This is a genomic window from Candidatus Cloacimonadota bacterium (assembly GCA_020532085.1).
Classification (GTDB): Bacteria; Cloacimonadota; Cloacimonadia; order Cloacimonadales; family Cloacimonadaceae; genus Syntrophosphaera.
Map to the genome: position 1 here is coordinate 15,373 of JAJBAV010000019.1, position 25,410 is coordinate 40,782.

Annotated in this window: 17 protein-coding genes and 1 tRNA gene; 14 read left to right on the forward strand and 4 right to left on the reverse strand. The window is 58.9% G+C overall.

Annotation, left to right across the window (positions count from 1 at the left end; all coding sequences use genetic code 11):
• Positions 1–96 precede the first annotated feature (96 nt).
• Positions 97–309, reverse strand: a complete 213-nt coding sequence (locus LHW45_06355; protein MCB5285195.1) for a hypothetical protein — start codon at positions 307–309, stop codon at positions 97–99.
• 100 nt (positions 310–409) lie between these two features.
• The gene (locus tag LHW45_06360) at positions 410–1,276 is read right to left on the reverse strand and encodes a mechanosensitive ion channel family protein (protein MCB5285196.1); all 867 of its coding nucleotides are present in this window, start codon (positions 1,274–1,276) and stop codon (positions 410–412) included.
• Between the two features lie 233 nt (positions 1,277–1,509).
• On the opposite strand from LHW45_06360, the gene LHW45_06365 reads away from it, so the two are divergent.
• The 8 genes from LHW45_06365 (at position 1,510) to LHW45_06400 (ending at position 16,249) form a co-directional block, all read left to right on the forward strand.
• On the forward strand, positions 1,510–4,158 hold the full coding sequence (locus LHW45_06365) for a valine--tRNA ligase (protein ID MCB5285197.1): 2,649 nt from the start codon (positions 1,510–1,512) through the stop codon (positions 4,156–4,158).
• 74 nt (positions 4,159–4,232) lie between these two features.
• Positions 4,233–4,308, forward strand: a tRNA-Ala gene (locus tag LHW45_06370).
• Between the two features lie 658 nt (positions 4,309–4,966).
• Positions 4,967–7,429 carry an extracellular solute-binding protein gene (locus LHW45_06375; protein MCB5285198.1) on the forward strand — a complete coding sequence of 821 codons (2,463 nt, stop codon included), beginning with the start codon at positions 4,967–4,969 and terminating at the stop codon, positions 7,427–7,429.
• Entirely contained in the window at positions 7,426–9,720 is a 2,295-nt protein-coding gene (locus LHW45_06380) for a beta-galactosidase (protein ID MCB5285199.1), read from the forward strand. The genes LHW45_06375 and LHW45_06380 overlap by 4 nt, the downstream gene beginning before the upstream one ends.
• A gap of 11 nt (positions 9,721–9,731) precedes the next feature.
• The gene (locus LHW45_06385; GenBank protein MCB5285200.1) at positions 9,732–12,758 is read left to right on the forward strand and encodes a glycosyl hydrolase-related protein; all 3,027 of its coding nucleotides are present in this window, start codon (positions 9,732–9,734) and stop codon (positions 12,756–12,758) included.
• Positions 12,755–14,221 carry a beta-N-acetylhexosaminidase gene (locus tag LHW45_06390; GenBank protein MCB5285201.1) on the forward strand — a complete coding sequence of 489 codons (1,467 nt, stop codon included), beginning with the start codon at positions 12,755–12,757 and terminating at the stop codon, positions 14,219–14,221. The genes LHW45_06385 and LHW45_06390 overlap by 4 nt, the downstream gene beginning before the upstream one ends.
• Positions 14,218–15,180, forward strand: coding sequence for a glycoside hydrolase family 130 protein (locus LHW45_06395; protein MCB5285202.1), 963 nt, complete (start codon positions 14,218–14,220; stop codon positions 15,178–15,180). The genes LHW45_06390 and LHW45_06395 overlap by 4 nt, the downstream gene beginning before the upstream one ends.
• Entirely contained in the window at positions 15,170–16,249 is a 1,080-nt protein-coding gene (locus tag LHW45_06400) for a carbohydrate-binding family 9-like protein (GenBank protein ID MCB5285203.1), read from the forward strand. Before LHW45_06395 ends, LHW45_06400 begins: the two co-directional genes overlap by 11 nt.
• A 100-nt stretch (positions 16,250–16,349) precedes the next feature.
• Here the strand turns inward: LHW45_06400 and LHW45_06405 are convergent, their stop codons facing one another.
• Positions 16,350–17,171, reverse strand: coding sequence for a hypothetical protein (locus LHW45_06405; protein ID MCB5285204.1), 822 nt, complete (start codon positions 17,169–17,171; stop codon positions 16,350–16,352).
• A gap of 175 nt (positions 17,172–17,346) precedes the next feature.
• On the opposite strand from LHW45_06405, the gene LHW45_06410 reads away from it, so the two are divergent.
• From LHW45_06410 to rsmD, 5 genes are all read left to right on the forward strand, one after another.
• Complete coding sequence (locus LHW45_06410) at positions 17,347–20,607, forward strand: tetratricopeptide repeat protein (GenBank protein MCB5285205.1); 3,261 nt, start codon at positions 17,347–17,349, stop codon at positions 20,605–20,607.
• A 445-nt stretch (positions 20,608–21,052) separates the two neighbouring features.
• The gene (locus LHW45_06415; GenBank protein ID MCB5285206.1) at positions 21,053–21,886 is read left to right on the forward strand and encodes a pirin family protein; all 834 of its coding nucleotides are present in this window, start codon (positions 21,053–21,055) and stop codon (positions 21,884–21,886) included.
• Between the two features lie 177 nt (positions 21,887–22,063).
• Entirely contained in the window at positions 22,064–22,636 is a 573-nt protein-coding gene (locus LHW45_06420; protein MCB5285207.1) for a hypothetical protein, read from the forward strand.
• On the forward strand, positions 22,636–22,809 hold the full coding sequence (locus LHW45_06425) for a hypothetical protein (GenBank protein ID MCB5285208.1): 174 nt from the start codon (positions 22,636–22,638) through the stop codon (positions 22,807–22,809). Before LHW45_06420 ends, LHW45_06425 begins: the two co-directional genes overlap by 1 nt.
• A 7-nt stretch (positions 22,810–22,816) precedes the next feature.
• Positions 22,817–23,356: a 16S rRNA (guanine(966)-N(2))-methyltransferase RsmD gene (rsmD, locus tag LHW45_06430; GenBank protein ID MCB5285209.1), complete on the forward strand. Its 540-nt coding sequence runs from the start codon at positions 22,817–22,819 to the stop codon at positions 23,354–23,356.
• Between the two features lie 40 nt (positions 23,357–23,396).
• Here rsmD and LHW45_06435 read toward each other — a convergent pair whose 3' ends face one another.
• Positions 23,397–24,758, reverse strand: coding sequence for a sel1 repeat family protein (locus LHW45_06435; protein ID MCB5285210.1), 1,362 nt, complete (start codon positions 24,756–24,758; stop codon positions 23,397–23,399).
• 172 nt (positions 24,759–24,930) lie between these two features.
• Between LHW45_06435 and LHW45_06440 the strand changes: the two genes are divergently transcribed.
• Positions 24,931–25,386: a transcriptional regulator gene (locus LHW45_06440; protein ID MCB5285211.1), complete on the forward strand. Its 456-nt coding sequence runs from the start codon at positions 24,931–24,933 to the stop codon at positions 25,384–25,386.
• The last annotated feature ends 24 nt before the right edge of the window (positions 25,387–25,410 follow it).

Genomic DNA, 25,410 nt, shown 5'->3' on the forward strand with positions numbered 1-25,410 from the left:
GAGCTTGGTCGACGAGGACGTCGACCTTCCATTCCTCAAAGAAAAAGCCCCTGCCAAAATGGGGCAGGGGCTTCAAATGGAGATCGGATCAGCCTGTCAGGCTTTCTTCCAGTGGAATTCCTTTTCCAGATAGAGGTAGAAGTTTTCCCGGTTGTGGGGCTTGTAGCTGTCTCCGGCTTTGTAATCCTTGCATTTTTGCTTGATGTCGGCCAGGTTGGCGTCGGTTTTTTCGCGACCATAAACCTTGAGGATATGAGCCATTTCGTGTTCCTGTTCGCAGGCAACGAGGTTCGCGTCTTGGTTTGCCATGTTTTACTCCTTGTTATTATATTGTTTGATAATATACTAATCCGCTTGGCTGGCGCTGGCAACTTTCCCGGTCATTTTGCGGCGCGGACGAGGGCTCACTTCACCAGGCGGTAAGTGGGATAAGCCAGATCGATTTTTCCTCGGCGCCAAAGCGGGTGAGGATCTGTTCCCAGATCTTCTCCGCGCCGCCCCTTCTTTTTCTGATCTCGGTCAGATACCTGATCGTGAGCATTACGCCGCTGTCTTCCACGGAGGTGTAAACAATGGGCGTGATGCTGCGGTAATAGATCAGGAATTTCCTGGCTGAGGCGATTATCTCCTGCTCGGCCTCCTTGATCATGGGGCCGGAATGCTCGTCGATGATGCTTTGCAATATGGCCTTGGCTTTCTGCCAATCGCTTTCAAAGGTGATCAATACCGGGATCTCGTTCCAGATGTATTTGAAACCCATGTCGAAATTGCACAGGGCCTGCTCGAACACCTTGCCGTTGGGGATGTGGATGATCCTGCCTGTGCTCTGGTCTGCCTGCACCCAGTTGCCGATCTCCAGGATGGAAAACTGAAAGACCCGGATGTCGATCACGTCTCCGGCATGCTCACCAACCTGGATGCGGTTTCCCACCACAAAAGGCTTTCTCCACAGGATAAAGATCCAGGCCACAAAATTGACCAGGGGGTCCCTCAGGGCGATGGCGATGCCGGCGCTCAGCAAACCCAGGAAAGTCGCGGCGGATTCGAAAGCCTGAAACCAGATCCTGCCCACCACCAGGATCCCCAGGGTCACCAACACATAGCCGATCGTCTTTTTGAGGTTGTAGCGCGTTTTGGGGTCTTCCACCCGCCGGTGCGTAATGCTCACCAGCAGCCAGTGGATCAGCCAAAACAGGGCGATAACCGCCACCGAACCAAGGATCTTGCGGATCATGGGATCCTGGATGAAGGGGATCAGGTCGTTCAGTTTTTCCATATCTTTTCCTGCCTTGTTTTAGGCTTTGGATTCCACACTTCTCACAGAGATCATCCCTGTCAAGATTTCTCTCACGGCCCGTCTTTGCCTGGGCTTGTATCCCGTTCTCCACTGGCTTTGGGGCCTTTTCCCGGTTTTTTTGCTTGACAGCACCGGGGCGTGACATTTTTGGGTCATTTTATCGCATAAAATCAAGCGATCCCGCTTTTTGGGATAAAGACAAGGTGACACCGATGGAGATCAGCAAAACCTACGCAGCAACTCAGATCGAGCCGAAATGGTATCGCTTCTGGGAGGATAAAGGCTATTTCAAGCCGGGCGGAGACGCGTCCAAACCGCCTTTCACCATTTTGATACCGCCGCCCAACGTGACCGGCATCCTGCACATCGGCCACGTGCTCAACAACACCCTGCAGGATGTGGTGGTGCGCTATCACAGGATGCTGGGCGAACCCACGCTCTGGCTGCCGGGCGTCGATCACGCCGGCATCGCCACCCAGAACATGGTGGAAAAGGAACTGGCCAAATCCGGCCAATCCCGCCACGACGTGGGCCGCGAGAAACTGCTGGAACTCATCTGGGCCTGGAAACAGGAAAAAGGCGACCGCATCATCGACCAGCTCAAGCTGCTGGGCTCTTCCTGCGATTGGGAGCGGCTGCGCTTCACCATGGACGACCAGCTTTCCCGCGCCGTGAAAGAGGTCTTCGTGAGCCTTTACGAGCAAGGCCTGATCTACAAGGGAAAATACATCATCAACTGGTGCCCGCGCTGCGTGACCGCCCTGGCCAACGACGAGGTGGAGCACGCCGACGAAACCGGCAAACTCTGGCATATCCGCTATCCCTTTGCCGACGGCAGCGGCCATCTGGTGGTGGCCACCACCCGGCCGGAAACCATGCTGGGCGATACCGCCGTGGCGGTGAATCCCAAGGATGAACGCTTTCAAAACCTGATCGGCAGGGAAGTGCGGCTGCCCCTCACCGGCAGAACCATCCCCGTGATCCCGGATGAGTATGTGGAGATGGAATTCGGCACCGGCTGCGTGAAAGTGACCCCCGCCCACGACCCCAACGACTTTGAGATCGGCCGCCGCCACGACCTGCCCCAGCTGCTGGTGATGGACGAGCACGGCGTGATGAACGCCGCCGCCGGGGCTGATTTTGAGGGTCTGGACCGCTTTGCCTGCCGGGAAAAGGTGGTGCAGCTGCTCACCGCGCAGGGCCTGCTGGAAAAGATCGAGAACCACGAGCACGCCGTGGGCCACTGCTACCGCTGCGACACGGCGATCGAGCCCTATCTTTCGGACCAGTGGTTCGTGAAGATGAAGCCTCTGGCCGGCCGCGCCATCGAGGTGGTGGAAAAGGGCGAAGTGCGCTTCCAGCCGGAACGCTGGACCAAAGTTTACATGCACTGGATGAACAACATCCGCGACTGGTGCATCTCCCGCCAGATCTGGTGGGGCCACCGCATCCCGGCCTATTACTGCCTGGAATGCGGCGCCATGGTGGTGGCGAAAGAGGCTCCGGCCGCCTGTCCGGATTGCGGCCACACGGCTTTCCGCCAGGATGAGGACGTGCTGGACACCTGGTTCTCCAGCTGGCTCTGGCCTTTCTCCACCCTCGGCTGGCCCGGCGAAACCGCGGACCTGAAACGCTTCCTGCCCACCCAGGTGCTGATCACCGCCCCGGAGATCATCTACCTCTGGGTGGCCCGCATGATCATGAGCACCCTGCATTTCAGGGATGTGATCCCCTTCGACACCGTCCTGCTGCACGGCACTGTGCGCGACGAACTGGGCCGCAAGATGAGCAAATCGCTGGGCAATTCGCCCGATCCCATCGACATCATCAACCAGGTGGGGGCCGACGCCCTCCGCTTTTCCATGGTCTTCGGCACCCCCAAAGGCGCCGATGTCATCTATTCCGACGCCATCCTGGAAACCGGGCGCAACTTCGCCAACAAGATCTGGAACGCCTACCGCTTCATCATGATGAACGTGGCCGAGGGCGAGAAGCTGCCGGCCAAAGAGGATCTGCGGCTGGAACTGGCCGACCGCTGGATCTACTCCCGGCTGAACGAAACCGCCCGCGAAGCCGCCGGACACTATCAGAACCTGAGGCTCAACGACGCCGGGCAGTGCGTGTTCCAGTTCATCTGGGACGAATTCTGCTCCTGGTATATCGAGCTGTCCAAAGACCGCCTCAATTCCGAGGATCCCGCCGCCCGCGGCACCGCGCTGTATATCCTGCTCGACGTGATGCAGTCCGCCATGCGCCTGCTGCATCCCATCATGCCCTTCATCACGGAAGAGATCTGGCAAAGCGTGAGTTGTGTGTTTCCCCAGCCGGAGGAGGCCCTCATCGTGGCCGCTTTCCCGGTCTGTGACGAAGCTTTGGTGGATCCCGCCATCGCCGATGACATGGCCTTCATGCAGCAGGCCATCTCCGCCGCCCGCAACCTGCGCAAGCAGATCAACCTCAACCCCGGTGCCAGGATCAACCTTGCCATCAGGGTCACTGCTGAGGAGCAGAAAGACCTCTTTGCCAGCTACGCAGCCTATTTCGGCAAACTGGCCAAGGTGGACGAACTCGAGGTGGCCACCGATCTGGCCAAACCGCCGGCCTCCATCGCCGCCGTGGTGCGCAACATCGAGATCTTCCTGCCCCTGACAGGGCTCATCGACCTCGAGGCGGAACGCGCCCGCCTGGGCAAACAGATCGAAAAAATGGAGAAGGAACTCGCCGGCGTGAACGCCAAACTCCAGAACCAGAACTTCCTGGCCAACGCCAAAGCCGAGGTGGTGGCCAATGAACGCCAGCGCTTTGCCGACCTCGGCACTAAACTGGACTTGACAAAAGAGCTGCTTAAGGATTTGAGGTAACCAGCAAACATTTTCCCGGCCCTTCCCAAAGGCCGGCACCGCGGCCCTGAAAGCCGCTTACAGCGATAGAGAGTGGGGCTATAGCTCAGTTGGGAGAGCGGAACGTTCGCAATGTTCAGGCCAGGGGTTCGAATCCCCTTAGCTCCACCACTCTTGCTTTCGCCGCCGGTTATTCCAGACCCCCTTTTTCCCACCCTCCCAGGCAAAAATCCAACATCGCCCCCAATATCAATACGGTATCAATACGGAATCAATACGGATTTCATCCGTAATGATTCCGTATTGATACCGTATTGATGCTTGGGGCCCAACCGTGGAAAATCAGATTGATCTGCCCCTGTTTATACTGATCGAAACCCTGAATGATACCCTGACTGATACTCTGAATGATGCCCCGTTTTACCCTGATGTGAAAGACGGAAGGCGGTGGCTTCAGCCACCGTTCCCGGGCATCAGCGGCCAAGGAGATACGATCTCCGGCGGTTTTAACCACCGGCTTGTTTTACCGCTTAGGGGCAGGCCGATACCAGTTCCGGTGGCTGAAGCCGACCGGACATCGTCTTTCTCATGCTCCGGTGTTTCGGAGCACGGTGGCTGAAGCCACCGCCTTCCGTCTTTCTACCAGGGACTAACTCTCCCTCACCATAACCTGTAACGCTCCGGGCCACACCTCCACAACAAATCTTCACTGAGAGCCGAGCTGACCGAAGCGCAGCAAATGATGACAGACAGGCCCGAACATGGGGAAATGCCAGCAATTTTGTGCTTGACAGAAGCGGCGCCGCGGATGAGGTTGCGAAATAGGATCATGCGAAGATTTTCGGCTTTCCTTCTGCTCGCGGCGCTGCTGATTGCGGCTCCCGCCCTGGCGCGGGCAAAAACCCCGCAGAGGGTGGTGCTGAAAGTTTTTGAGCTGCCGGATCCCCGCAAAACGGATGCCTATTCGCGGGCCAATCTGGCGGTGGTGGAGGCCTTCCGCGAGCGGTTCCCCCACATTGAGCTCAGGGCCTTTTCCGGCATCCAGATCGAAAACATGGACCTCGACGCCGGGCCGCTGATGGCCATCGCCGGAGGGGTGGCGCCGGATATCCTCTATGTGAATTTCCGCCAGAGCGACACCTATATCCAGAACAATTTCCTCTATCCGCTGGACGGATTTCTGGCTTCCGAAGACCCTGAAGCGCTGTCTCTGCGGGTGGAAAAGCCTGTCTGGCAGGTGATCCGCCGCGCGCGCAAGGGTGAACAGGCGCAAAAGACCTGGATGCTGCCCTACGAGACGCTGGTGCGGGTGCTGATGTACCGCAGGGACGTGTTTCGCCGGGCAGGGCTGGACCCGGACAAACCTCCCCGCACCTGGGACGAGTTTTATGCGTACGCGCGCCGGCTTACCGATCCGGAGCAGGGGGCCTGGGGCACGGTCTTGGCCTCCGGGCCTCAGGCTGCCTACGATTGGCTGCCTTTCTTGTGGGGCGCGGGCGGTGACGCGGTCACCTACGATCCCCAAATGCAGGAATGGCGGGCTTCTTTTGCCGGTCCCGAGGGTGTTCGGGCTCTGGAATTCTACCTGCGGCTCGTGGCCACCAAATGGCGTGACAACCAGGGCCGGGAACAGACCGGTTTCGCGCTGCGCGAAGGAGATTGGGGCTATCTCTGGCAGGAAGGCAAGATCGGCATGCGGATGGACTATCTTTCCCAGCAAAACCTTGGCGGAGCCTACGATCCGAACCTCTATGGCTTCGCGCCCGCCCCGGCCGGGCCTTCCGGACGCGGCGGCAGCGAGATCAACTGCCGCATGATGGGCATCTTTTCCGGGGCCGGGATCAGCAACAACTCCGGCCTGGGCGACCGCGATCCCGAGGCAGTGCGCCAGGCCGCCTGGGAATACATCCGCTTTTACGATTCCGAGCAGGCGCGCCGGATCCGCACGAAGGTGATGGTGGACAGCGGCTATGGGCGCATGCAAAACCCTGTGTTTCTTAAGCGTTACGGCTATGATGAATATCTGCGCTACGCGCCCGCTGGCTGGCTGGAAACCTTCGAGACCGCCATGCGCGAAGGGCGTCCGGAACCCTTTGGCGACAACTGCCAGAAGGTGTACGAATACATGACACATCCCCTTGAGGAGCTGGTGGCGCGGGACCTTAAGGGCAGGCTGCCACAGGACCAGGAGCAGCGGCGGAAGCAGATCGCGTCCGTGCTGAGCCAGGGTGAAGCGCGCACCAACCAGGAAATGATAGGCCGGATCCCGCCCGAGACCCAAGCCTTTCGGGAACGGCTGGCGATGCTGATCGCCAGCGTGATCCTGCTGGCCTTCTGCTTCACCCTCTGGCGGGTTTGGAAACTCCTCACCCCGGAAGCGAAAAGCTCTGCCAAATTGAGATTTAACCACCGCTTTTGGGTGGTGTTGCTGCTCGCCCCGGCGGTGCTTGCCGTTCTGGTCTGGAAATATCTGCCCATGGTTTCGGGCTCGGTGATGGCCTTTCAGGATTACCATATCGTGGGGGCCAGCCCCTGGATCGGTTTTGGCAATTTCGCCGCGGTGCTGTTTGATCCGGCCTGGTGGGCGGCTGTGGGTAAAACACTGTATTACATGGCCTTGCTGCTGGGGCTGGGGTTCCTGCCGCCGCTGGGCCTGGCCATTTTACTGCAGGAGGTTTCGCGGGGGAAAATGCTCTACCGGGTGATCTACTATCTGCCCGCGGTGATCAGCGGCGTGATCGTGATCTATCTCTGGAAGCTGCTTTACGACCCCTCCGACGCCGGCATCCTGAACCAGCTTCTGCTGGCCCTGGGCCTGCCCAAAAGCATGTGGATCAAAGACGAAACGCTGGCCATGCTCTGCGTGGTGTTGCCCACCGTCTGGGCGGGCGCGGGGCCGGGTTCGCTGATCTATCTGGCCGCGCTGAAAAACATCCCCCACGAGCTCTATGAGGCCGCGGACATCGATGGCGCCGGCTTCCGGGCCAAACTCCGCCACATCGTGCTGCCCAGCCTGAAAGGGCTGATCATCATCCAGTTCATCTCCGCCTTCATCGTGGCGGCGCAAAGCAGCGATTTCATTCTGGTGATGACCTTTGGCGGCCCGAATGAGGCCACCCGGGTGGCAGACCTGATGATCTTTGAGAAGGCCTATCTCTACCTCCGTTTTGGCTTGGCCACGGCGATGGCCTGGATCCTCAGCCTGCTGCTGATGGGCTTCACCGTCTGGCAGATCAAATATCTGTCCCGCATGGAGTTCCGCACCGCCAGAGATGACCGGGAGGCCGCATGAGCATCATTGGCAAAGTGGGGCGGCGCTCAACCAAGGTCCGGGCGCTGAACCTGAGCATCCACCTGGTGCTGCTCCTCGGCGCCATTACCATGGTCTATCCCTTTCTGCTGATGATCTCGGCCTCGCTGCGCAGCAACGTGGACAGCGGCCGCCTCAGCCTGCTGCCACAATATCTGCACAACGACGAGGCGCTGTTCCAGAAATACTTGGAATCCCGCTACAATGAAGAAAGCAGCCGTCTGGCGGACAACCATGCCGGACGCTGGCTCTCCTTTGCCGAGTCGCGTTTGCCTCAGAAGCTGCATCCCTCTCTGCTGAAGGATTGGCAGGAATTCCTGGCTGCCCGGCCGCAGTCAGTTTACGATTACTACGTGGCCGAACATTACGGAAGAGGGGTCTATCCGCTCAACCAGCGCCGCTACCGCAAACTGCTCCGGCAGGAAAACGGCAACGACCTTACCGCTTTCAACCGGCGCTACAACACCGGCGCCCAGAACTGGGAACAGATCGTGGTGGAGGAAAAGGAGATCCTGGGCCGCAACTACGTGAGCGTGAACGACGGCTATCTGGGCCGTTTCCAGGCTTTCAAGAAAGACGTCGGAGAGCGCCACCGCAACCATGTGAACCTCGACGGCGCCTTTGTGCAGATGGAGCTGGCCCCCGCTTACGGCGGCGATCTGGCCGCCTTCAACGCCGCCAGCGGTTTGGAGCTGAACTCTTGGCAGGAAGTGGTTTTGAGCGAGTTCTGCCCCGCGGAGGGAGATCCTCTGCGACCCGCCTGGCTACACTATGTGCGGGAAGCCCTGAACATCCATCACATCAGCCTTGATGCCTCTGCAGACCCCGCCTTTCAAGCCATGCTGCGGGAAAAATACGCCAGCATCTCGCTGCTCAACTCCACCTGGCACACAAGCTATGCGGATTTTAGCGCGGTGCGCGTCCCCAGGCAGATCCCGGACAGCGGCGCCATGGTGGAGGACCTCACCTGGTTCGTGGAAAACGCCACCGCGCCGGAACATCTGCGGGTGCGCAACCTGGGCAACGAATTCCGGGCCTGGCTGCGGGAAAAATACACGAACGTGGCGGCCCTTAACGCCTCCTGGGAGCAGGGTTTTGACCGCTGGGAGGAGATTCCGCTCCCGGCCACCACTCCGACGGATAATCTAGCCTGGCAAAGCGACTGGCTGGAATTTGCCCAGGGCCCGGGCCAAAGCTGGCTGGAATTGCTGCCCAGCGCTCAAAGCGAGTGGCTGCTTTTGCTTGCGCAGCGTTTCCCCGGGCAGGGCGGTAAACTGGATTTGGGGAAGGTAAACCAATATTTGGGAAGCAATTACAGATCCGAAGAAGATATCTATCCCAGTCCCCGCCTGCCCCGCGATCCCCACCCGGCAGAGCTTTGGCGGGAATTTGTGGCCCAGCGTTCCACTCCCCATCAGTTGAAGTTTTCGCCCGCAAAGGAAGCGGTGCAGACCTGGCGGGAATTTTTGCGGGCAAGATACGCTGCCACAGATAGCTTGAACCGCGCCTGGCATCTGGTCCCGACAAGCTTTGAGGATATCCCGCTACCCGTCCGGCAGATCGAGGCGCAAACCTTCCTGAAGCACAAAAGCGAGATCAAAAGGGAGTTTCTCACCCGCAATTACGCCATGGTGCTGGACCAGATGTTCAACGACGCCCGCTCCCTGCGCAACACTGCCATCTATACCCTGCTGGCCATCCTGCTGGCCGTTACCGTCAATCCCCTCGCGGCCTACGCCCTCAGCCGCTTCAAGCCCCGGCTCAGCTATCAGATCATCCTGCTGTTCATGCTCACCATGGCTTTCCCGGCGATGGTGATGGGCATTCCGAACTTCCTGATGCTAAAGCGTTTGAACCTGCTCAACACCTTTTGGGCGCTGGTGCTTCCCGCCGCCGCGGACGGATATTTCATCTTCCTGCTAAAAGGCTTTTTCGACAGCCTGCCGCGCGAGCTCTATGAAAGCGCCAGCCTCGACGGGGCCGGGGAATTCCGCCTCTTCTGGCAGTTCACGCTCTATCTTTCCAAACCCATCCTGGCCGTGATCGCCCTCGGAGCCTTCAACGCCGCCTACCGCAATTTCCTCTTCGCCTTCATCGTTTGCCAGGACCAAAGCATGTGGACCCTGATGGTGCACATCTACGAACTGATGCAGCGGGCCAGCCTCTCGGTGGGCTACGCGGCCCTGGTGATCGCCGCCATCCCCACTTTGGCGGTCTTCGTCTTCTTCCAGAATATCATCATCAAGGGGATCGTGATCCCGATGGAAAAATAAAGAGGTTTCAGATGCACAACGAAAAGATCCACCTCACCCGGATCAAACGCCTGCTGGAGCGGCAGAAACCGCTTCTGATCAAGGACAAGCTGCCCCTCGAGGCCGGATTTTCCGCCACCGGCGGGGATTTTCAGCCCCTGGCGCTCAACGCTGTCTGGGGCAAGCCTTGGCAGACCGGCTGGTTCCGGATCAGCGGCAGGATACCGGAAAGCTTTGCGGGCCAGGATTACAGGCTGCTCTTCGACTGCGACGGCGAGGCCTGCTTGCTGCTGGATGGAGTTCCATACCAGGGTTTCACGCCCAAGGTGGACTGGTATCACAAGGCCGCCAAGAATCTGCTGCCCCTGGCCTCCATCCGCAAGCCCGGAGAGGATCTCAGCCTGCTGATCGACGCCTCCGCCAACGACCTCTTCGGCGCGCAGAAAGAGGAATACCGCCTGCGCGAGTGCGCCCTTGTTACCTTTGATGAGCCTCTGTATCAAAGCTTGCTGGACATCGCCCTGCTGCTGGATCTGGCGGAAGCATTGCCCGAAAAAACTGTCCGCCGCCAGCGTCTGATCTTTGGCCTGGACCAGGTTTGCAATGCCTGGAACAGCGATCAGGAGAGGGTGAATGCCATCCTGGGCGACCTGCTGTCCGCGCCCGCCCATGCCAGCGCGCTCACCGCCTTCAGCGTGGGGCACGCGCATCTCGATCTGGCCTGGCTGTGGCCACTGAGAGAAACCCGGCGCAAGGGTGCCCGCACCTTCGCCAACGCGCTGAGGCTGCTGGAGCAATATCCCAGCTACGTATTCGGCGCTTCCCAGGCCCAGCTGTACCAGTGGATCAAAGCAGACCATCCCGCCCTTTACGCTCAGGTCAAGGAGCGGGTGAAAGAAGGCCGCTGGGAGATCCAGGGCGCTTCCTGGGTGGAGTTTGACACCAATCTCATCTCCGCGGAATCGATAATCCGCCAGTTCATGTATGGCAAACGCTTCTTCGAGAGCGAGTTCGGCCAGGCCCCCCGCGTTTTGTGGCTGCCCGACTGCTTCGGCTTTTCCGGCAATCTGCCCCAGTTCCTCAAAGGTTGCGGCGTGGATTGGTTCATCACCCAGAAACTAAGCTGGAACGAGACCAACACCTTTCCCCACCACCTCTTCGTTTGGGAGGGGATCGACGGTTCGCGGGTGCTGGCGCATCAGCTTCCCACCAACGATTACAACTTCTCGAACAACCCCTCCTCTTTTCTGGAAACGGAAAAACGCTATGCCCAGAGCGAGCTCTGCGACGCCTTTCTGAACCTCTACGGGATTGGCGACGGCGGCGGCGGGCCCACCCGCGACCACATCGAATATGGCCTGCGCCAGCAAAGCCTCGAGGGCGTGAGCAAATTCCGCAGCGCCAGCTCGGCGGATTTCTTCGCCCACCTCTCCGGGCTGGATCCCAGCCAGCTGCCGGTGGCCTATGGCGAGCTCTATCTGGAATTTCACCGCGGCACCTACACCACCCAGGCCCGCATGAAACAGGATAACCGCGGCAGCGAGAAGCTCCTGGCCGCGGCTGAGTTCATGGCCGTGCTGGCCGGACATGCCTATCCGGAACCGCTGCGGCGAATCTGGCAGGACACCCTGCTGCTGCAATTCCACGACATCATCCCCGGTTCTTCGATCACGCCGGTTTACGAGGATGCCCACACCATCAGCGCCGCCAATCACGCGCAGCTGAAGGACTACCTGGCCGCTACGGCGCGCGAGCTTGCGGATAGCGGAACACCTTGCCAGGAAGCCAGTTATCTGGTGTTCAACCCTTCCAACCAGGAACTGGATGAATGGCACGCCTTCCCCCAAGAACTCCAGGGCCTGGTGCCGCTGAATGAATACAGCACCGAACTGGCCTCTCTGGAAACGGAAAACGCCCTGTTGGCCAGGATCCGGGTACCGGCCTGGGGTTGCCTGCTGCTGCAATTCTCCCCAAACGGCTATCTGCCCAAAACCGAGGCCAGTACAGCTTCCCTGACCCTGGAGAACCGCTTTCTCAAGGCGGAATTGACCGAGACCGGCGGCATCAGATCCATCTGGGATAAAGAACTGGAGCGCGAACTGCTGATTTCGGAATCCAACCTGCTCCTGCTCTGGGAAGACGAGCCCAACAACTGGGGCGCCTGGGACATCAATCATTTCTATCGCGACACGGCACCCCAAACAGCCGGCGGCGCAACTTTAAACCAAGCCCTCAGTTTCACGCTGGAAGGGGAGTTCAGCCGCGTGGTGCAGGATATCCGCATCGGCAAATCCAGCCTGCGCCAGACCATCGAATTGCGCTGTGATGACCGCCTGCTGCGCGTCAGCCACGAGATCGCCTGGCAGGAAAAGCACAAAATGCTGCGCACGCATTGGTTCACCGCGGTGCACAATGGCATCGCCAGCTACGGCATCCAGGCCGGCGTGATCAAGCGCAGCAGCAAGCCTAAAAGCGCGGTCGAGGCAGCCCAGTTTGAGGTTCCCGCCCAACGCTTTGCGGACCTTTCCCAGCCGGATCACGGCTGCGCGCTGCTCTGCGACGTCAAATTCGGCTACCGCATCATGGACGGCCAGATGGAATTGAACCTCCTGCGCAGCCCCGCCGACGTCGATCCCACCGCCGATATCCACAGCCACAGCTACAGCTACGCCTTTTATCCCCACAGCGGCGATTACGAACACAGCGATGTTTTCCGCCAGGCCGAGCGCCTGGCCCACAGCCTGATCGTGGTGCCGCTGCAAACCCTGCCCGAAAAGTTGCCGCAGCCCCTGTTCCGCTTGGACAGCGACCACGTGAACCTGGATACGGTCAAGCCCGCGGAGGACGGCGGCGGCATCATCCTGCGCTTCCACGAATACAAGGGCCAAAGCGGCACCGCGCTGCTTTACTGCGCCCAAACCCAGTCCCAGGCAAGAGTTACCGACCTGCTGGAGCAACCGCTGGAAGCGGATCCGATCCAACTCGACCCCTACTATCCGCTCAGCCTGGAATTCCGGCCTTTCGAGGTGAAAACCATCCGTTTGGAGGAACTGCCATGATCCCCCGTCCAAAACAAATGCGCGTGTTCAAAAAGCGCTTCTGGATGACCTCCAGGATCGATTACCAGCGCAACGCGGAGCTGCCTGAGAAGCTCTTCCGCTTTCTCGCGGCGGACCTCGACGCTTACTATCACAAGCTGATCGGCGTGGGTTTCCTCGACGACGACCACAGCACGAGCGTCAGGTTCACCCTCGCCCCCTTCACCAGGAAAGTGCCGCCCGAATATTATTTCCTGAAGGTGGACACCCTGGACATCCAGATCCAGGCTGAATCGCCAAGCGGCCTCGTCCACGCGTTGCAAACCCTGAAACAGCACCTGTACCTGGCCTATTATTACGTCCAGGACGAGTTTGGCGAACCCGGCGACCTGCCCTGCCTGGAGATCCGGGACTGGCCCAGCTATCCCTGGCGGGGGCTGCATCTGGACGTGAGCCGACATTTCTTTGACTTCAGGTTCGTGCAGCGTTATCTGGACTGGATGTCGCGGTCCAAGCTGAACAAGTTTCACTGGCATCTTTCCGATGACCAGGGCTGGCGCCTCGAAAGCCGGAAATTCCCCCGCCTGCATGAAATCGGCGCCTGGCGCAAAGAGGCTGACGGCAGCGTCCACGGCGGCTGGTACACCCGCCGCCAGGTGCAGGCGGTGCTGGATCACGCGGCCCTGCGCGGGATCGAGGTGATCCCCGAGATCGACATCCCCGGCCACGCCATGGCGATACTGGCCGCCTATCCTGAACTGGCCTGCGTTCCGCGGGATTTCGAGGTCCCCTGCGTCTGGGGCATTTTCGAAGACATCCTCTGCGCCGGCAAGGATGAGGTGATCGATTTTTTGAAAGAGCTGTTCAGCGAAGTGGCGGAACTCTTTCCCGGCCAGTATGTGCATCTGGGCGGCGACGAAGCTCCCAAGCAGCGTTGGAAAGACTGCCCCCACTGCCAGGCCCGGATCAAAAACCAAGGCCTCGCCGGTGAGGAAGAGCTGCAGGGCTGGCTGGTGAAAACCCTCGCCCGGCACCTGCGGGGCCTGGGCAAAACGGTGATCGGATGGGACGAGATCCTGGACGGCCAACCGTGCCAGGATCCAGTGGTGATGGCCTGGCGCGGTGACGGGATCGACGCCGCCCGCAAAGCTCACGACAACGGCAACCGCTACATCCTCTGCCCCTACACCAAGCTCTATTTCGACGCCCGCAACAATGAGTACGAAACCATCGGCACCGACCAGATCATCCTTTGGGGCGATGTGCTCAAATTCCGGTTCCAGGACTACAGCTTTCAACGCAAGGAACTCCTGCTGGGAGCCCAGGCCAACGTCTGGACCGAACATCTGGCCAATAAAGCAGACCTGAAGGAAAAGGTTACCCATCGCCTTCGTCCCCTGGCGGAAATTCTCTGGAATGGCGAACCCGTCGAAGACGTCCGGGAATTCTGGGATCGCTGGAGAGATCTGAATTTCACGCTATGAAACGCCACCCCGGCAATCCGCTGATCACCAGGCGGGACATCGTTTCCAGCCATCCCGCCCTGCGCGACGTTTCCTCGGTCTTCAATCCCGGCGGCACTTGGTTCGAGGGGCAAATCCTCCTCCTGCTGCGGGTGCAGAACCGCGCCCGGGAAACCTTGTTCGTGAAAGCCTGGTCGGAAAATGGCGTGGAATTCCGCGTTGAGGGGGAACCGCTGCCGCTGCTGGGCTTGGAAGCCTGTCCCCACCTGATTTACCACGTTTACGATCCCCGCATCACCCATCTGGAAGGTATTTACCACGTGATCTGCGCCCTGGATACCGATCAGGGCTGCTGCCTGGGCTGGTTTTCCACTCCGGATTTTGCCGCTTTGGATTTTCGCGGCCTGGTTTCGGCTGCCGACACCCGCAACGGCGTCCTCTTCCCGGAGCGGATAGGCGGGCGCTATCTGAGGTTCGAACGCCCCAACACCACGATGATGGCCGACGGAGTTAAAACCGGGTCCCGCATAGTCTGCTCCTCATCGGAAGACCTGCTGAACTGGTCTGCCCAAGAGGAGGTGTTTTCCGGCCGGCCCCACTTTTGGGATGAACTGGTCGGTTCCGGTCCGCCGCCGCTGAAAACCGCGCAGGGTTGGCTGCACCTCTATCACGGCGTGGCCACCCATTTCGGAGCCGCAAATATCTATCAGGCAGGCGTTTCCCTGCATGATCTCAAGCGACCCTGGCTCACCCTCGCGAGGGGTAGATACAATGTTCTGGAACCCCGCGAAAGCCATGAACTCTGCGGCCAGGTGCCCAACGTGGTTTTCCCCACCGCCGCCCTGGCACTGCAAACCGACAGCCGCGGTTTTGTGGACCCAAGCTCCGATATATACGTTTATTACGGCGCGGCCGATACCTGCGTCTGCCTCGCCACCACCAACGTTGAAAAACTTTTGGAGGCCGTCCATGCGCCCTAAAACACTTGCCGCATTGTTGTTAACGCTCTGCGGAACCCTGTTCGCGGAGACTTTTCCCGTTCCGGGCCTGCCCTTCGCTCCGCTTTCCTATCCCTGTTTTCCAGCCCCTGAAACCCCGCGCATCGATGGCTGGATCGATGACCCCGCCTGGTCCGCCGCCCCTTGGAGCGCCAGCTTCACCGATATTGAGGGCAGCCTAAAACCCTCTCCCCACTTGGATACCAGGTTTAAAATGCTCTGGGACGGCGAGGGCCTCTACATCGCCGCCAGGCTGGAGGAACCGCAGCTCTGGGCCACCCTCACCGAGCACGACGCCGTGATCTTTTGGGACAACGACTTCGAGGTTTTCCTCGATCCGAACGGCGACACCCACCACTACTTCGAGCTGGAGATCAACGCCCTGAACACGCTTTGGGACCTCTTTCTGGTGCAGCCCTACCGCGACGAACACAGCTCCCTAAACGGCTGGGAAGCCCACGGCGCCAAAACCGCGGTCGGCCTCGAGGGCACCCTGAACGATCCTTCGGACCTCGACACAGCCTGGAACTTGGAGATCTTCCTGCCCTGGCAGGCTGTGGCTGAATTGGCTGGAACGTCCTGCCCGCCGCGCTCAGGCGACTACTGGCGGATCAATATCTCGCGGGTGCAGTGGACCACTGAAGTGGCGGAGGGCAACTATCGCAAAGTGGCCGGAATTCCTGAATTCAACTGGGTTTGGAGCCCTCAGGGCCTCATCAACATGCACTATCCGGAACGCTGGGGCCTGGTTTGGTTTATGGACGCCCCCAGTCCAGACCGCGCTTGGGAACCTTCCCTGCCCGAGATCCTGCCCGCGGAAGAATACCTGCGCCAGGTGTATTACGCCCAAAAACAACACCTGCTGGATCACGGCAGCTATTCCATCTCCACTTCTGAACTGGGCCTGGCTCCTTTTCACCACCGGGGAAAGATCCACCTGCCCCGGCTGGAAGCCACTTCCCGCTCCTTCTGCGCCACCCTGGAAACCGGGGACCTTCCCACCCTGGTCATCACGCAATCCGGACGCCTGATCCGGCTTCCGCTCCGGTGATCAATACGGTATCAATACGGAATCATTACGGATGAAATCCGTATTGATTCCGTATTGATACCGTATTGATATTGGGAGCCGTGCAGGATTAGGTGCTAATTCAGCTCTGTTTTTCCTGGCCGTCGTCCGGAGGAAGGGGGGATTCTTCTGGCGGCCAGCTGCTTTGCAGGGATTTTTGCTCGGGTGGCCAGTCTGCTTCCGGCGGTGCCTGATCCACAGCCTGGGGCTGCGGTTTCTTTTTACGCAGCAGGAAATAGAGGGCAACGCCCAACCCGGCAAGCAGAGGGAGCACCCAGAGCAGGGAACCGAGCTTTTTCGCCGCGGCCGCAGCGGGGCTGGGGACTTTGTATTGCAGATAGATTGAATCGCCCTCGGCGCCTTCGAATTCCCAACTGTAAACTCCCAGGGTGTCGTTCCGGACCTTGGCGTTGGTGCTCACCACCTCGAACGGGACTTTCCAGGTGACCTTGTTTTCCACTGCATTCGCCAGCATCACATCCTTTTCATCTTGCGGCGCGTTGTCGCCAGCTCTCCAAACTTTGAACACATCGGGTTTATAGGATATGGTAAACAAGCTGTGGCCGGTGGTCTTTTCCTCCCTCACCACAGACGGCAGAGGAGCTTTGGTGGTGTCCGCGAGCAAGGGAAACTCATTTAAATCTGATATCCGGGCGAAATGTTTTTCGGATTTGGAGCCCTTTGTCTGCTCATCCTCATAGGCAGTTGTTACCAAGCCATATTTGGCAAATCTGACCGAGTCCTCTTTGACAGTTGCAATATGGTCATCAGCATAGTACTCTTTGGTCACTTTGGTAATGAAGCTAAAATCCACGGAATTATCCTTGTTGACGGTGAACACGGATTCGGTGAAGACGCACCCCGCCAGCAGCAACGCGGCGCAGAGAACAAGGGTCAGGCGCATGAAACCTCCTTTGGTTTGAACCCTGATGGATTGTTTCATCCCTAGCAGGCGGCTGTGGACCGTCAAGCAAAAATTTCCTTGACGCCTGCAGGTTTGTGATAAAGGTTGGACGCAGGCGCTGGACGTGAGATATTTTCGGGAAGCGCAGACATAAGGTGCCACGAGCAAATAGATCATGAAATACATTCCGCCCTTCATCATCGCCAAGCTGCGGCGCGGGAAACTGCGCGGGCGGTTGTATGCCTATATCCTGGTTTGCGAACTGGCCAATCTCGGGCAGTTGACCGCTGGTTTTAAGGCCAGAGGCAAAAAGGGCGCGAAGGATTTAGCCCGGTGGCTGGACGAACTTTGGATGGAGCCGCTGGAGGAAGTTGAGCGGCGGGGCGGCCTGATCGCCAGATGGCAGGGAGATTCACTGTGGGCGCTGTTTCCCCAGGCCAGGCCGCGGGAGACGGTGGCGGCGCTGGAGTTCATCAGATCCACGTTCAGGCAGACCACCCTCAAGCGCGAAAAGCTGGGTGGACCGGTACCCCGGATCAAGCTGCTGGTCGGTTGCGGCCGCGTGGATTGGCAGATATTTTCCAATCAGTTGCAGCATGAATACACATTTTCTGGCCGGGAAGTGGACGCTCTGGAGCTGCTTCCGCGAGGGCGAAAACAATTGCTGCTTACGCCCGCGGCCTCAGCCAAACTGGGCGCGGCGGGTCTGCTGGACTGCAGAGGAAACCCGGTTCGAGGGATCAAGCCGAAATCCGCTGACCAGCCCAAATTGATTTCAGATGAGAACCTCGCCCTTCTGAGCAAGTTCGAGCATCCCCGCTTCCGCGACTGGGGTCCCGGAACAGATTTCCGCCAAGTGGCTTGCTGCCAGATCAAACTCAGGTGGGATGATCCCTCCGCCGTGGACCAACTGATCCAGGATATGGAACTGCTCGCCATCACCTTCGGCGCTTTCGTGCGCGGCGTTCACAGAAGCGGCAACGAATATACCGCCATAGCCTGGTTCGGTGTGCCCCGCATAGACAGCAAAGCGACTTACAACTCCTGCCGCGTGGCACTGGAAGCCAGCAAAAAATACCCCGCCATCAGGCACGGGATCGCTGTGGGGAAGGTGTTTGCGGGAAAAGTGGGGGGAGAGGATTTCAGCCGTTACGCTGTTTTTGGAGCGGTGGAAGAGCAGGCGCGGAAGTTGTGCGCGATGACTCAGCCAGGTGAAACGATCACCGACCAACAGATCCAGGCGGAATTGAGCGATCAGTTCAATTTCCTGCCTCTGGCGAAGTCCGGTCGTTCGCGTAAATCCGGTGACCCCCAAGTTTTCAAACTTGCCGGCATGCCCACTCCTGTCAAGACCAGAGGCATCTTTGTGGGCCGGAAAAAAGAACTGGCTGATTTGAAGACCCTCATCCGGCAGAGCCTGAAATGTGGAAACAACCTGTGCGTCCACATCTGCGGAACCCCGGGAATAGGCAAAACCCGGCTTTCCGAAGAATTGATCGCTTCCCTGAAGAATGATGCCGTCAATGTTTTCAAGCTGTGGTGCGATCCGGATCAGCCCCCGCTGGATCTGCTGAGCCAGCTGTTGAAGCAGCTCTTTCCCATCAGCGAAGATCCCGCCAGGGCCGGGGAGGAATTCAGCGCCCTCTGGCAAAACTGGGCCGGGAAAGACACGGATCTGCGGAGTCACAAAGCGTTCATAGGCAATCTGTTGGGCCTGCATTGGCCGGGTTCGGAGCTGGAACTGACGCCACCGGAACTGCGTGTGGCCAGGATCATGGACTCCTGCGCGCTGGTGCTGCGTGAAGCAGCCTCCCGCCAGCCGCTGCTCATCCAGATCGATGACCTGCAGTGGATCGACGGCCACTCCCGGGAGATCTTTGAACGCCTGGGCCAGGCAGGCATCAGACGCACCTGCATTATGGCCACGTCCCGCTATCTGGAGGATGGCTCCGTCCCCGAGCTGCGGGCCGAAAACTTCACTTCCCACAGGCTGGACCTTGGCCCGCTGAACCGACAGGACACCCTGGACCTGCACAAAACCTTGCTGGGGGTGGAAGCGCTGCCTCCCGCCACCGTTGAGATAATCAACCAGAAATCTGACGGCAATCCCTTCCTGGTGGAACAGGTGATCGCCCTGTGCCTGGAACTGGGGTTGGTGAACGCGCGGGGCGAACTGGACCTGCCGGAGGATTGGGAAAAATATGGCCTGACCGACATTCTGCTGCTGCGCATCGATCGCCTGGCCGCCAAAACCCGCGCCTGCCTTTTCAACGCCAGCGTTCTGGGCATGCGCTTCAATGTCCGGGTGTTGTCGCGGATGCTGAATTCCGACCCGCGTCGGGAATTGGCCGGAGGCGCCCAAAACCACATCTGGCAGGACCTCGGCGAGGTTCTGTACATCTTTTCCCACGTTCTCATCCAAGAAGCCGCCTACGCCCGCATCCAGGGCAAAGAACTGCCCCGCCTGCATCTCAGCGCCGCCCAGGCCATGGAATATGTGTTTGAACTGGAACTGGACGAACATGCCGCCGAGATCGCTCAGCACTATGAAAAAGCGGGCCATCGGGCCAAAGCCGCCGCCTACTACGACCGCGCCGCGGACCACGCCTGGGACAGCAGTTTTCTGGATCGCGCCGAAACGCTCTACTCCAGGGCGGTCGCCCTCAGCGCCGCCGCGGAAGGCAAAACCAGCGCCAACCACTGCGAGTACACCTTCCATCTGGCCCTGCTTTACCACTACATGCTGCGCCATAAGGAAGCGGAACCGCTCTATCTGGAAGTGAGGCGCCTGGCGCGCCGCATCCACGGCGAAGGATCCCCCGCCCTCAGTCCCTATCTGAACAACCTCGGCCGCTTCTATAAAGACACCGGGCGCTTTGCCGAGGGCGAAAAACTGCTGCGGCGCTCCCTGGCCATGGAGCGGGAAATGAACCCTGTGAGCTCCAATGTGGCGGACAGGATAAACAACCTGGGGCACATGCACGGAATTCGGAAGCAGTTTGACCAAGCCGAAAAACTATTTTTGGAAGCCCTGGAAATCATGGAAAAAAACTACTCTCCGGAGCATTTCTTCACCGGCACCTTATGCGGCAACCTGGGCGGGGTTTATTACCAACTGGGACGGCTGGAAGAAGCGCTCCCGCTGCTGGAACGGGCGGTGGAGATCACGCGCAAGAACCATGGTCCCGACCATCCGGTGACGGCCATCTATCTTAGCAATCTGGCCAAAGTGCATCTCGCCTTGAAAAACTTCGGGCAGGCTGAAACGCTCTTTCTCAAAGCCCTGGAAAACATCCTCGGACCCTTTGGGGAACTGCATCCCAAAACCCTGGTCGTGGTGGAACTGCTACAGGCTTTGTACACGGAAATGGGCGATCCGGCCCAGGCGAAATTTTACTCCCGCTGGCTGGGCCGGGGAAAACCGGTTGACGTTTGAGCCGAGGCGCGCCACCAGATTATCCGTTCCCTTAATATTTTTCAATTTCGCAACCTGGAGATTTAATCTCCTGACAAACAGGAGGTTAGAGCATATTATCCACAACTCCCCCAGCCGGTTGAACCAAAAATAGGGAAGATTTAGCTTGACAAAAAACACCTCCCTCTGAATATTGCAACCACAGACCCTACATAGAATGCCCTCCGAGTCCGTGGGGACGCCGCCCGGCGATCCCCACGGTTTTTTTATCTGCCCGGAAAGGGCTTTCTTCCTCCAGCCCCCTGCCTTGGTGCCGCTTTTCCAAATCAATTCCGGCCCCACCAGAAGACCAGCTGAGCCGAAACTGTTGCCTTTGGCCCGGTTCGGGATAGATTGTTTAACAGCCAGGGCGCCTGCCGGGCAGGTATTTTTCCCAGGCAGCAAGCCATGCAAGGAGCAAACCCAGATGCGCAAGATCAGATTGATAAAAAATGCCAGGCCCAGTATCGACGGCGCGGGAGTACACCTCTTCCGGGCCTTCGGCTTTGGCGACGAACGCCTGTTCGATCCCTTTTTGATGCTGGACGACTTTCGCAACGACGACACCCGCAACTATTTGCCGGGCTTTCCCTGGCATCCGCACCGGGGCATCGAGACCATCACCTACATGCTGGAAGGCAGCGCCGAACACTCCGACAGCATGGGCAACAGTGGCGTGATCGGCAAAGGCGACGTGCAGTGGATGACCGCCGGTAAGGGCGTCATTCATCAGGAAATGCCCAAACCGAATTCCCTGGGCCGGATGTATGGGTTTCAGCTCTGGACCAACCTGCCCAAGACAAAAAAGATGATGCCGCCCCGCTACCGCGACATCAAGGCGGCGGACATACCCCTGGTGAAAACAGCCTCCGGCGCCGAAGTGAAGGTGATCTGCGGCACCTATGAAGGCGTGAACGGCCCCACGCGCGACATCATCATCGAGCCCCAGTACTGGGATGTGTACGTCCCGCCCAGCACCCAGCTGGTGCTGCCCGCTCCCAGCGGCGAAACCTGTTTCCTCTATGCGTACGAAGGCGAGGCCAGCATCGGCGAACAGCCGGTGCGAAACCGCCAGACCGCCCTGCTGGACGACGGTGACGAGGTGGAGATCAATGCCTCCGGAGCCGGTTTCCGCATGCTCTTCCTGCGCGGCAAACCGCTAAACGAATCCATCTCCTGGCGCGGATCCATCGTGATGAACACCCGCGAGGAGATCGAAACCGCCTTCCGCGAATTGGAGAAAGGCACTTTTCTGAAGTGATCCTTGGCCGCGGCCTGCCTCCGCTGCGGAGAAGGGCTGCGGGTCCGATAGCGTGAAACCGCTGCGGCAGAATGTGGGTTGGGGACGTTTTTTTGGCTTCGGTTCCGCCAAAGGTTTTCATTGACACAAAAGCGGCACCAGCCAGATTGGAGCCGATGATTCAACAAGGGAGTTCACATGAAGAACAACAGCTCAGGCTGGGCGCCAACCATCACTCTGGCAAAGCTTTTTGAAGAGCAGAACCAGTTTTTTGACGCCCTGTCCGCCTATGAAATGATCAGCCAGACCGATTCTTCGGCGGCCGTGCGGGAAAGCATCGAAGCGCTGCACCAGCGCATTCTGAACGATCCCGCGAGCCGCTATGACCCCCGCATCGAGAAACTTTTCACTCCGGAGGAGCTGGCCTATCTGAGAATCCTGGACCACCAGGGGTTCGAAAATTTGGCCCGGGCCCGGGAAAAGCTGAATGAAGGCTCTTTGGGCGCGGACATCTATATTGAGGAAGACGAGGACTGGATGGACGGGGATGAGTTCGAGACGGACGCTCTGGCGCAGATCCTGCAGGAGATCGAGCAGCAGACCCAGTTGAACCTGGCCGAGGCGGTTCCCGACGCCCGGGAATTCACGGTGAAGGATCTGCTGATGGCGCTGCTGAGCAGATTTGACAAAGATCAGAGGCTCACCGACGTCCGGCTTAGCGATCTGGTGGCCGTGATCCTGGAGATGCAGGGACCCAAAGACAGATCCTGATGCCGGCCAAAGCTGAACCCAAATACAACAAGCTGTGCCAGCGCTGCCGGAAAAAATGCAAACAGGCCCAGAGCGTTACCGTGGTTTCCTGTCCGCATTTTGAGGCCAAGCCTGTGCAAATGGAGATCCCGCTCAAGTTTCCGCGCGGCCGCCCCAAGAAACTTCGCCCCTGAGGCCAGCATGCGCGTGATCACCGGCAAATACAAAGGCCGCAATCTCTTTTCCGTGGAAGGCAAAACCACCCGGCCCACCACCGCTTACAACCGGGCCATGATTTTCAGCGTGTACCCGGACCTGGAGGGGAAAAAGGTGCTTGACCTCTTTGCCGGAACCGGCTCCTATGGTCTGGAAGCCCTGTCACGGGGCGCGATTTGGGCGGATCTGGTGGAATTTGCCACCCCGGCGGTGGCGGTGATCCTCAAAAATGTGGCCCTGTTGGGTTGCGGAGCTGATTGCCACGTCTGGCGCAAACGCGCCGAGGCTTTTCTGAAGGGCACCAAAGACAGTTGGGACGTTATCTTTCTGGACCCCCCCTATGCCAAGGATCTGCTCAATCCCTGTCTGGACCTGATCTATCAGCGCCGGTTGCTGCTGCCTGGCGGAGTGGCCATTGCTGAACACAGTCCCCGGGAACCGGTGGCCGAAGCGCATCAAGGGCTGATCCTGACGGCCAAAACCGGCCGCACCAGCTGTTTCACGCTGCTCCGGGCTGAAGAATAGCCGAAACCCCAGCCATCGGCCATACCCCCCGTTCGGGTACTTAAAACTTCGTTTCCAGCCAGACTTGCACACGGGTTTGCACCCGGGCTTTCTGATCCTCGGACAACCTTTTCTCTAGCTTTTCCCGGTAGGATTGCGCTGTGTCGTTGCCGTTGGCTTCGGCCAGGGTGAACCAGAAGCTGGCTTCCTCATAATCGCGATCCACGCCTTCGCCGTTGGCATAGCAGACGCCCAGGTTGCTTTGGGCCATGGCGTGATCCTGTTGCGCGGCCAGCCGGTACCATTTCACCGCCTCCGCGAAGTCCTTCTTGACCCCGGTGCCGTTCTTGTAGCAGACCCCAATGGTGTTTTGCGCCTTGGGATAGCCCACTTCCGCGGCCAGCATGTACCAGCGCGCTGCTTCCGTCACATCCTTGGCCACGCCGCGTCCGTTCAGGTAAGCCACCCCCAGTCCGTACAAAGCCCGCGGATCGCCCTCTTCAGCCGCCATCAGCCACCAGCGCACGGCTTCCGTTTCGTCTTGGGACACCCCTTCACCCTTGTAATATTGCTCACCTATGTCGTACATCTCGCTGAAATTCTGTTCCCAAGTGGGTTTGGTGCGTTCCGGAAGGAATTGCGGGCTTGATTCCTCCGCCACGCTTTCCTCCTCCGGCTCATCCAAAGGCCACTGGCGAGGCGCCTGATCGTCTTCCGGTATGGCCCCGGGCATCGCCAGGATGCCTCTTCCGGGATCGGGAAGACTTGGCTGCGCGCCGGTTTCAGCCGCGAGGCGGTACCATCTGGCCGCTTCCCGGAAATCCTGGGTGACACCGTACCCGTTGTCGTAGCAGATGCCCAGATTGTACATGGCGCTGGAGTTTCCCTGCTCGGCGGCCAGGGTCCACCAGCGCACGGCCTCGGCGAGATCCTGGGTGACGCCCTCGCCCAGATAGTAGCAATAGCCAAGGTTGCACTGGGCGTTGGGATTGCCTTTGCGGGCGGATTCGCGGTACCACTTGAAGGCTTCCAGCTTGTTTTGGGGCAGGCCGAAACCGTTGTCGTAACACCAGCCCAGATTGTACTGCGCGAAGGCGTTGCCCTTCCGGGCCGAGATCCGCCACCATCTGGCGGCCTCACTGTCGTCTTTGGCCACACCTTCGCCTCTGTAATAACACCAGCCCAGATTGCACTGGGCGTCCGCGTGACCCTGATCTGCGGCTAGGGCGTACCATCTCACCGCTTCCCGCAGGTCACGCACCACGCCTTCGCCGTGATAGTAGCTCCAACCCAGCGAGTACTGGGCATCCGCGTTGCCGTTGAGCGCATCGCGCATCAGTTGGCTGCTGTAGGTAGCCTGGGCAAAGAGGGCAGCGGCCATGGCCAAGAGAGCCAGGACCAGGATCGTTTTTCGTGATATCAAGCTTCCAAACATAAGAAATAAACCAAATCCAAGCTTTGCTTTTGTGTCAAGCAGAAAATTTTGCAGGGCTTCAGAAGGAAACATCTTGACAGAAATCGTATCTTGTAAAACAAGATACCTTGTCTGACAAATATTTACTATGGCTTTGTCAAAGAAGGAGTTGGGATTGAAAGTGAATGCCAGGTTCACACTGGAAGTGATCTCCAAGCTGGACCCTCTACTGAATAATCCAGCTCGCCTGCAAGTGGTCTGGTTGCTTGCCCGCGGCGGGAGCATGGACTATCTGGACCTGATGCGGCTGACCGGTCTGAGCTCCGGCAATATCACCACCCATCTGCAGAAGCTGGTTCGGGCTTCATATATTCTGCAAACCAAGAGTTTTGTGGAAAACAGGCCACGGACCACTTTGCGCCTTACAGACATGGGCAAGGCGGCTTATGAAGCCTGGGGACGGCGTATCCTATACGCGCTGCCAGCCAGCCTTCAAAGAGAGCTTCTGCCCGGGCATCAGCATCTGTGGACGCTGACGGGAAAGCATTGGGACCCGGATGCTCACAATCGTTACTGTTACATCAATCTGGATAAAGGACTGAATCTCTGGCCGCCCATCACATGGTTCAGTCAATGAGTTACACCAACACCAACAAACAAG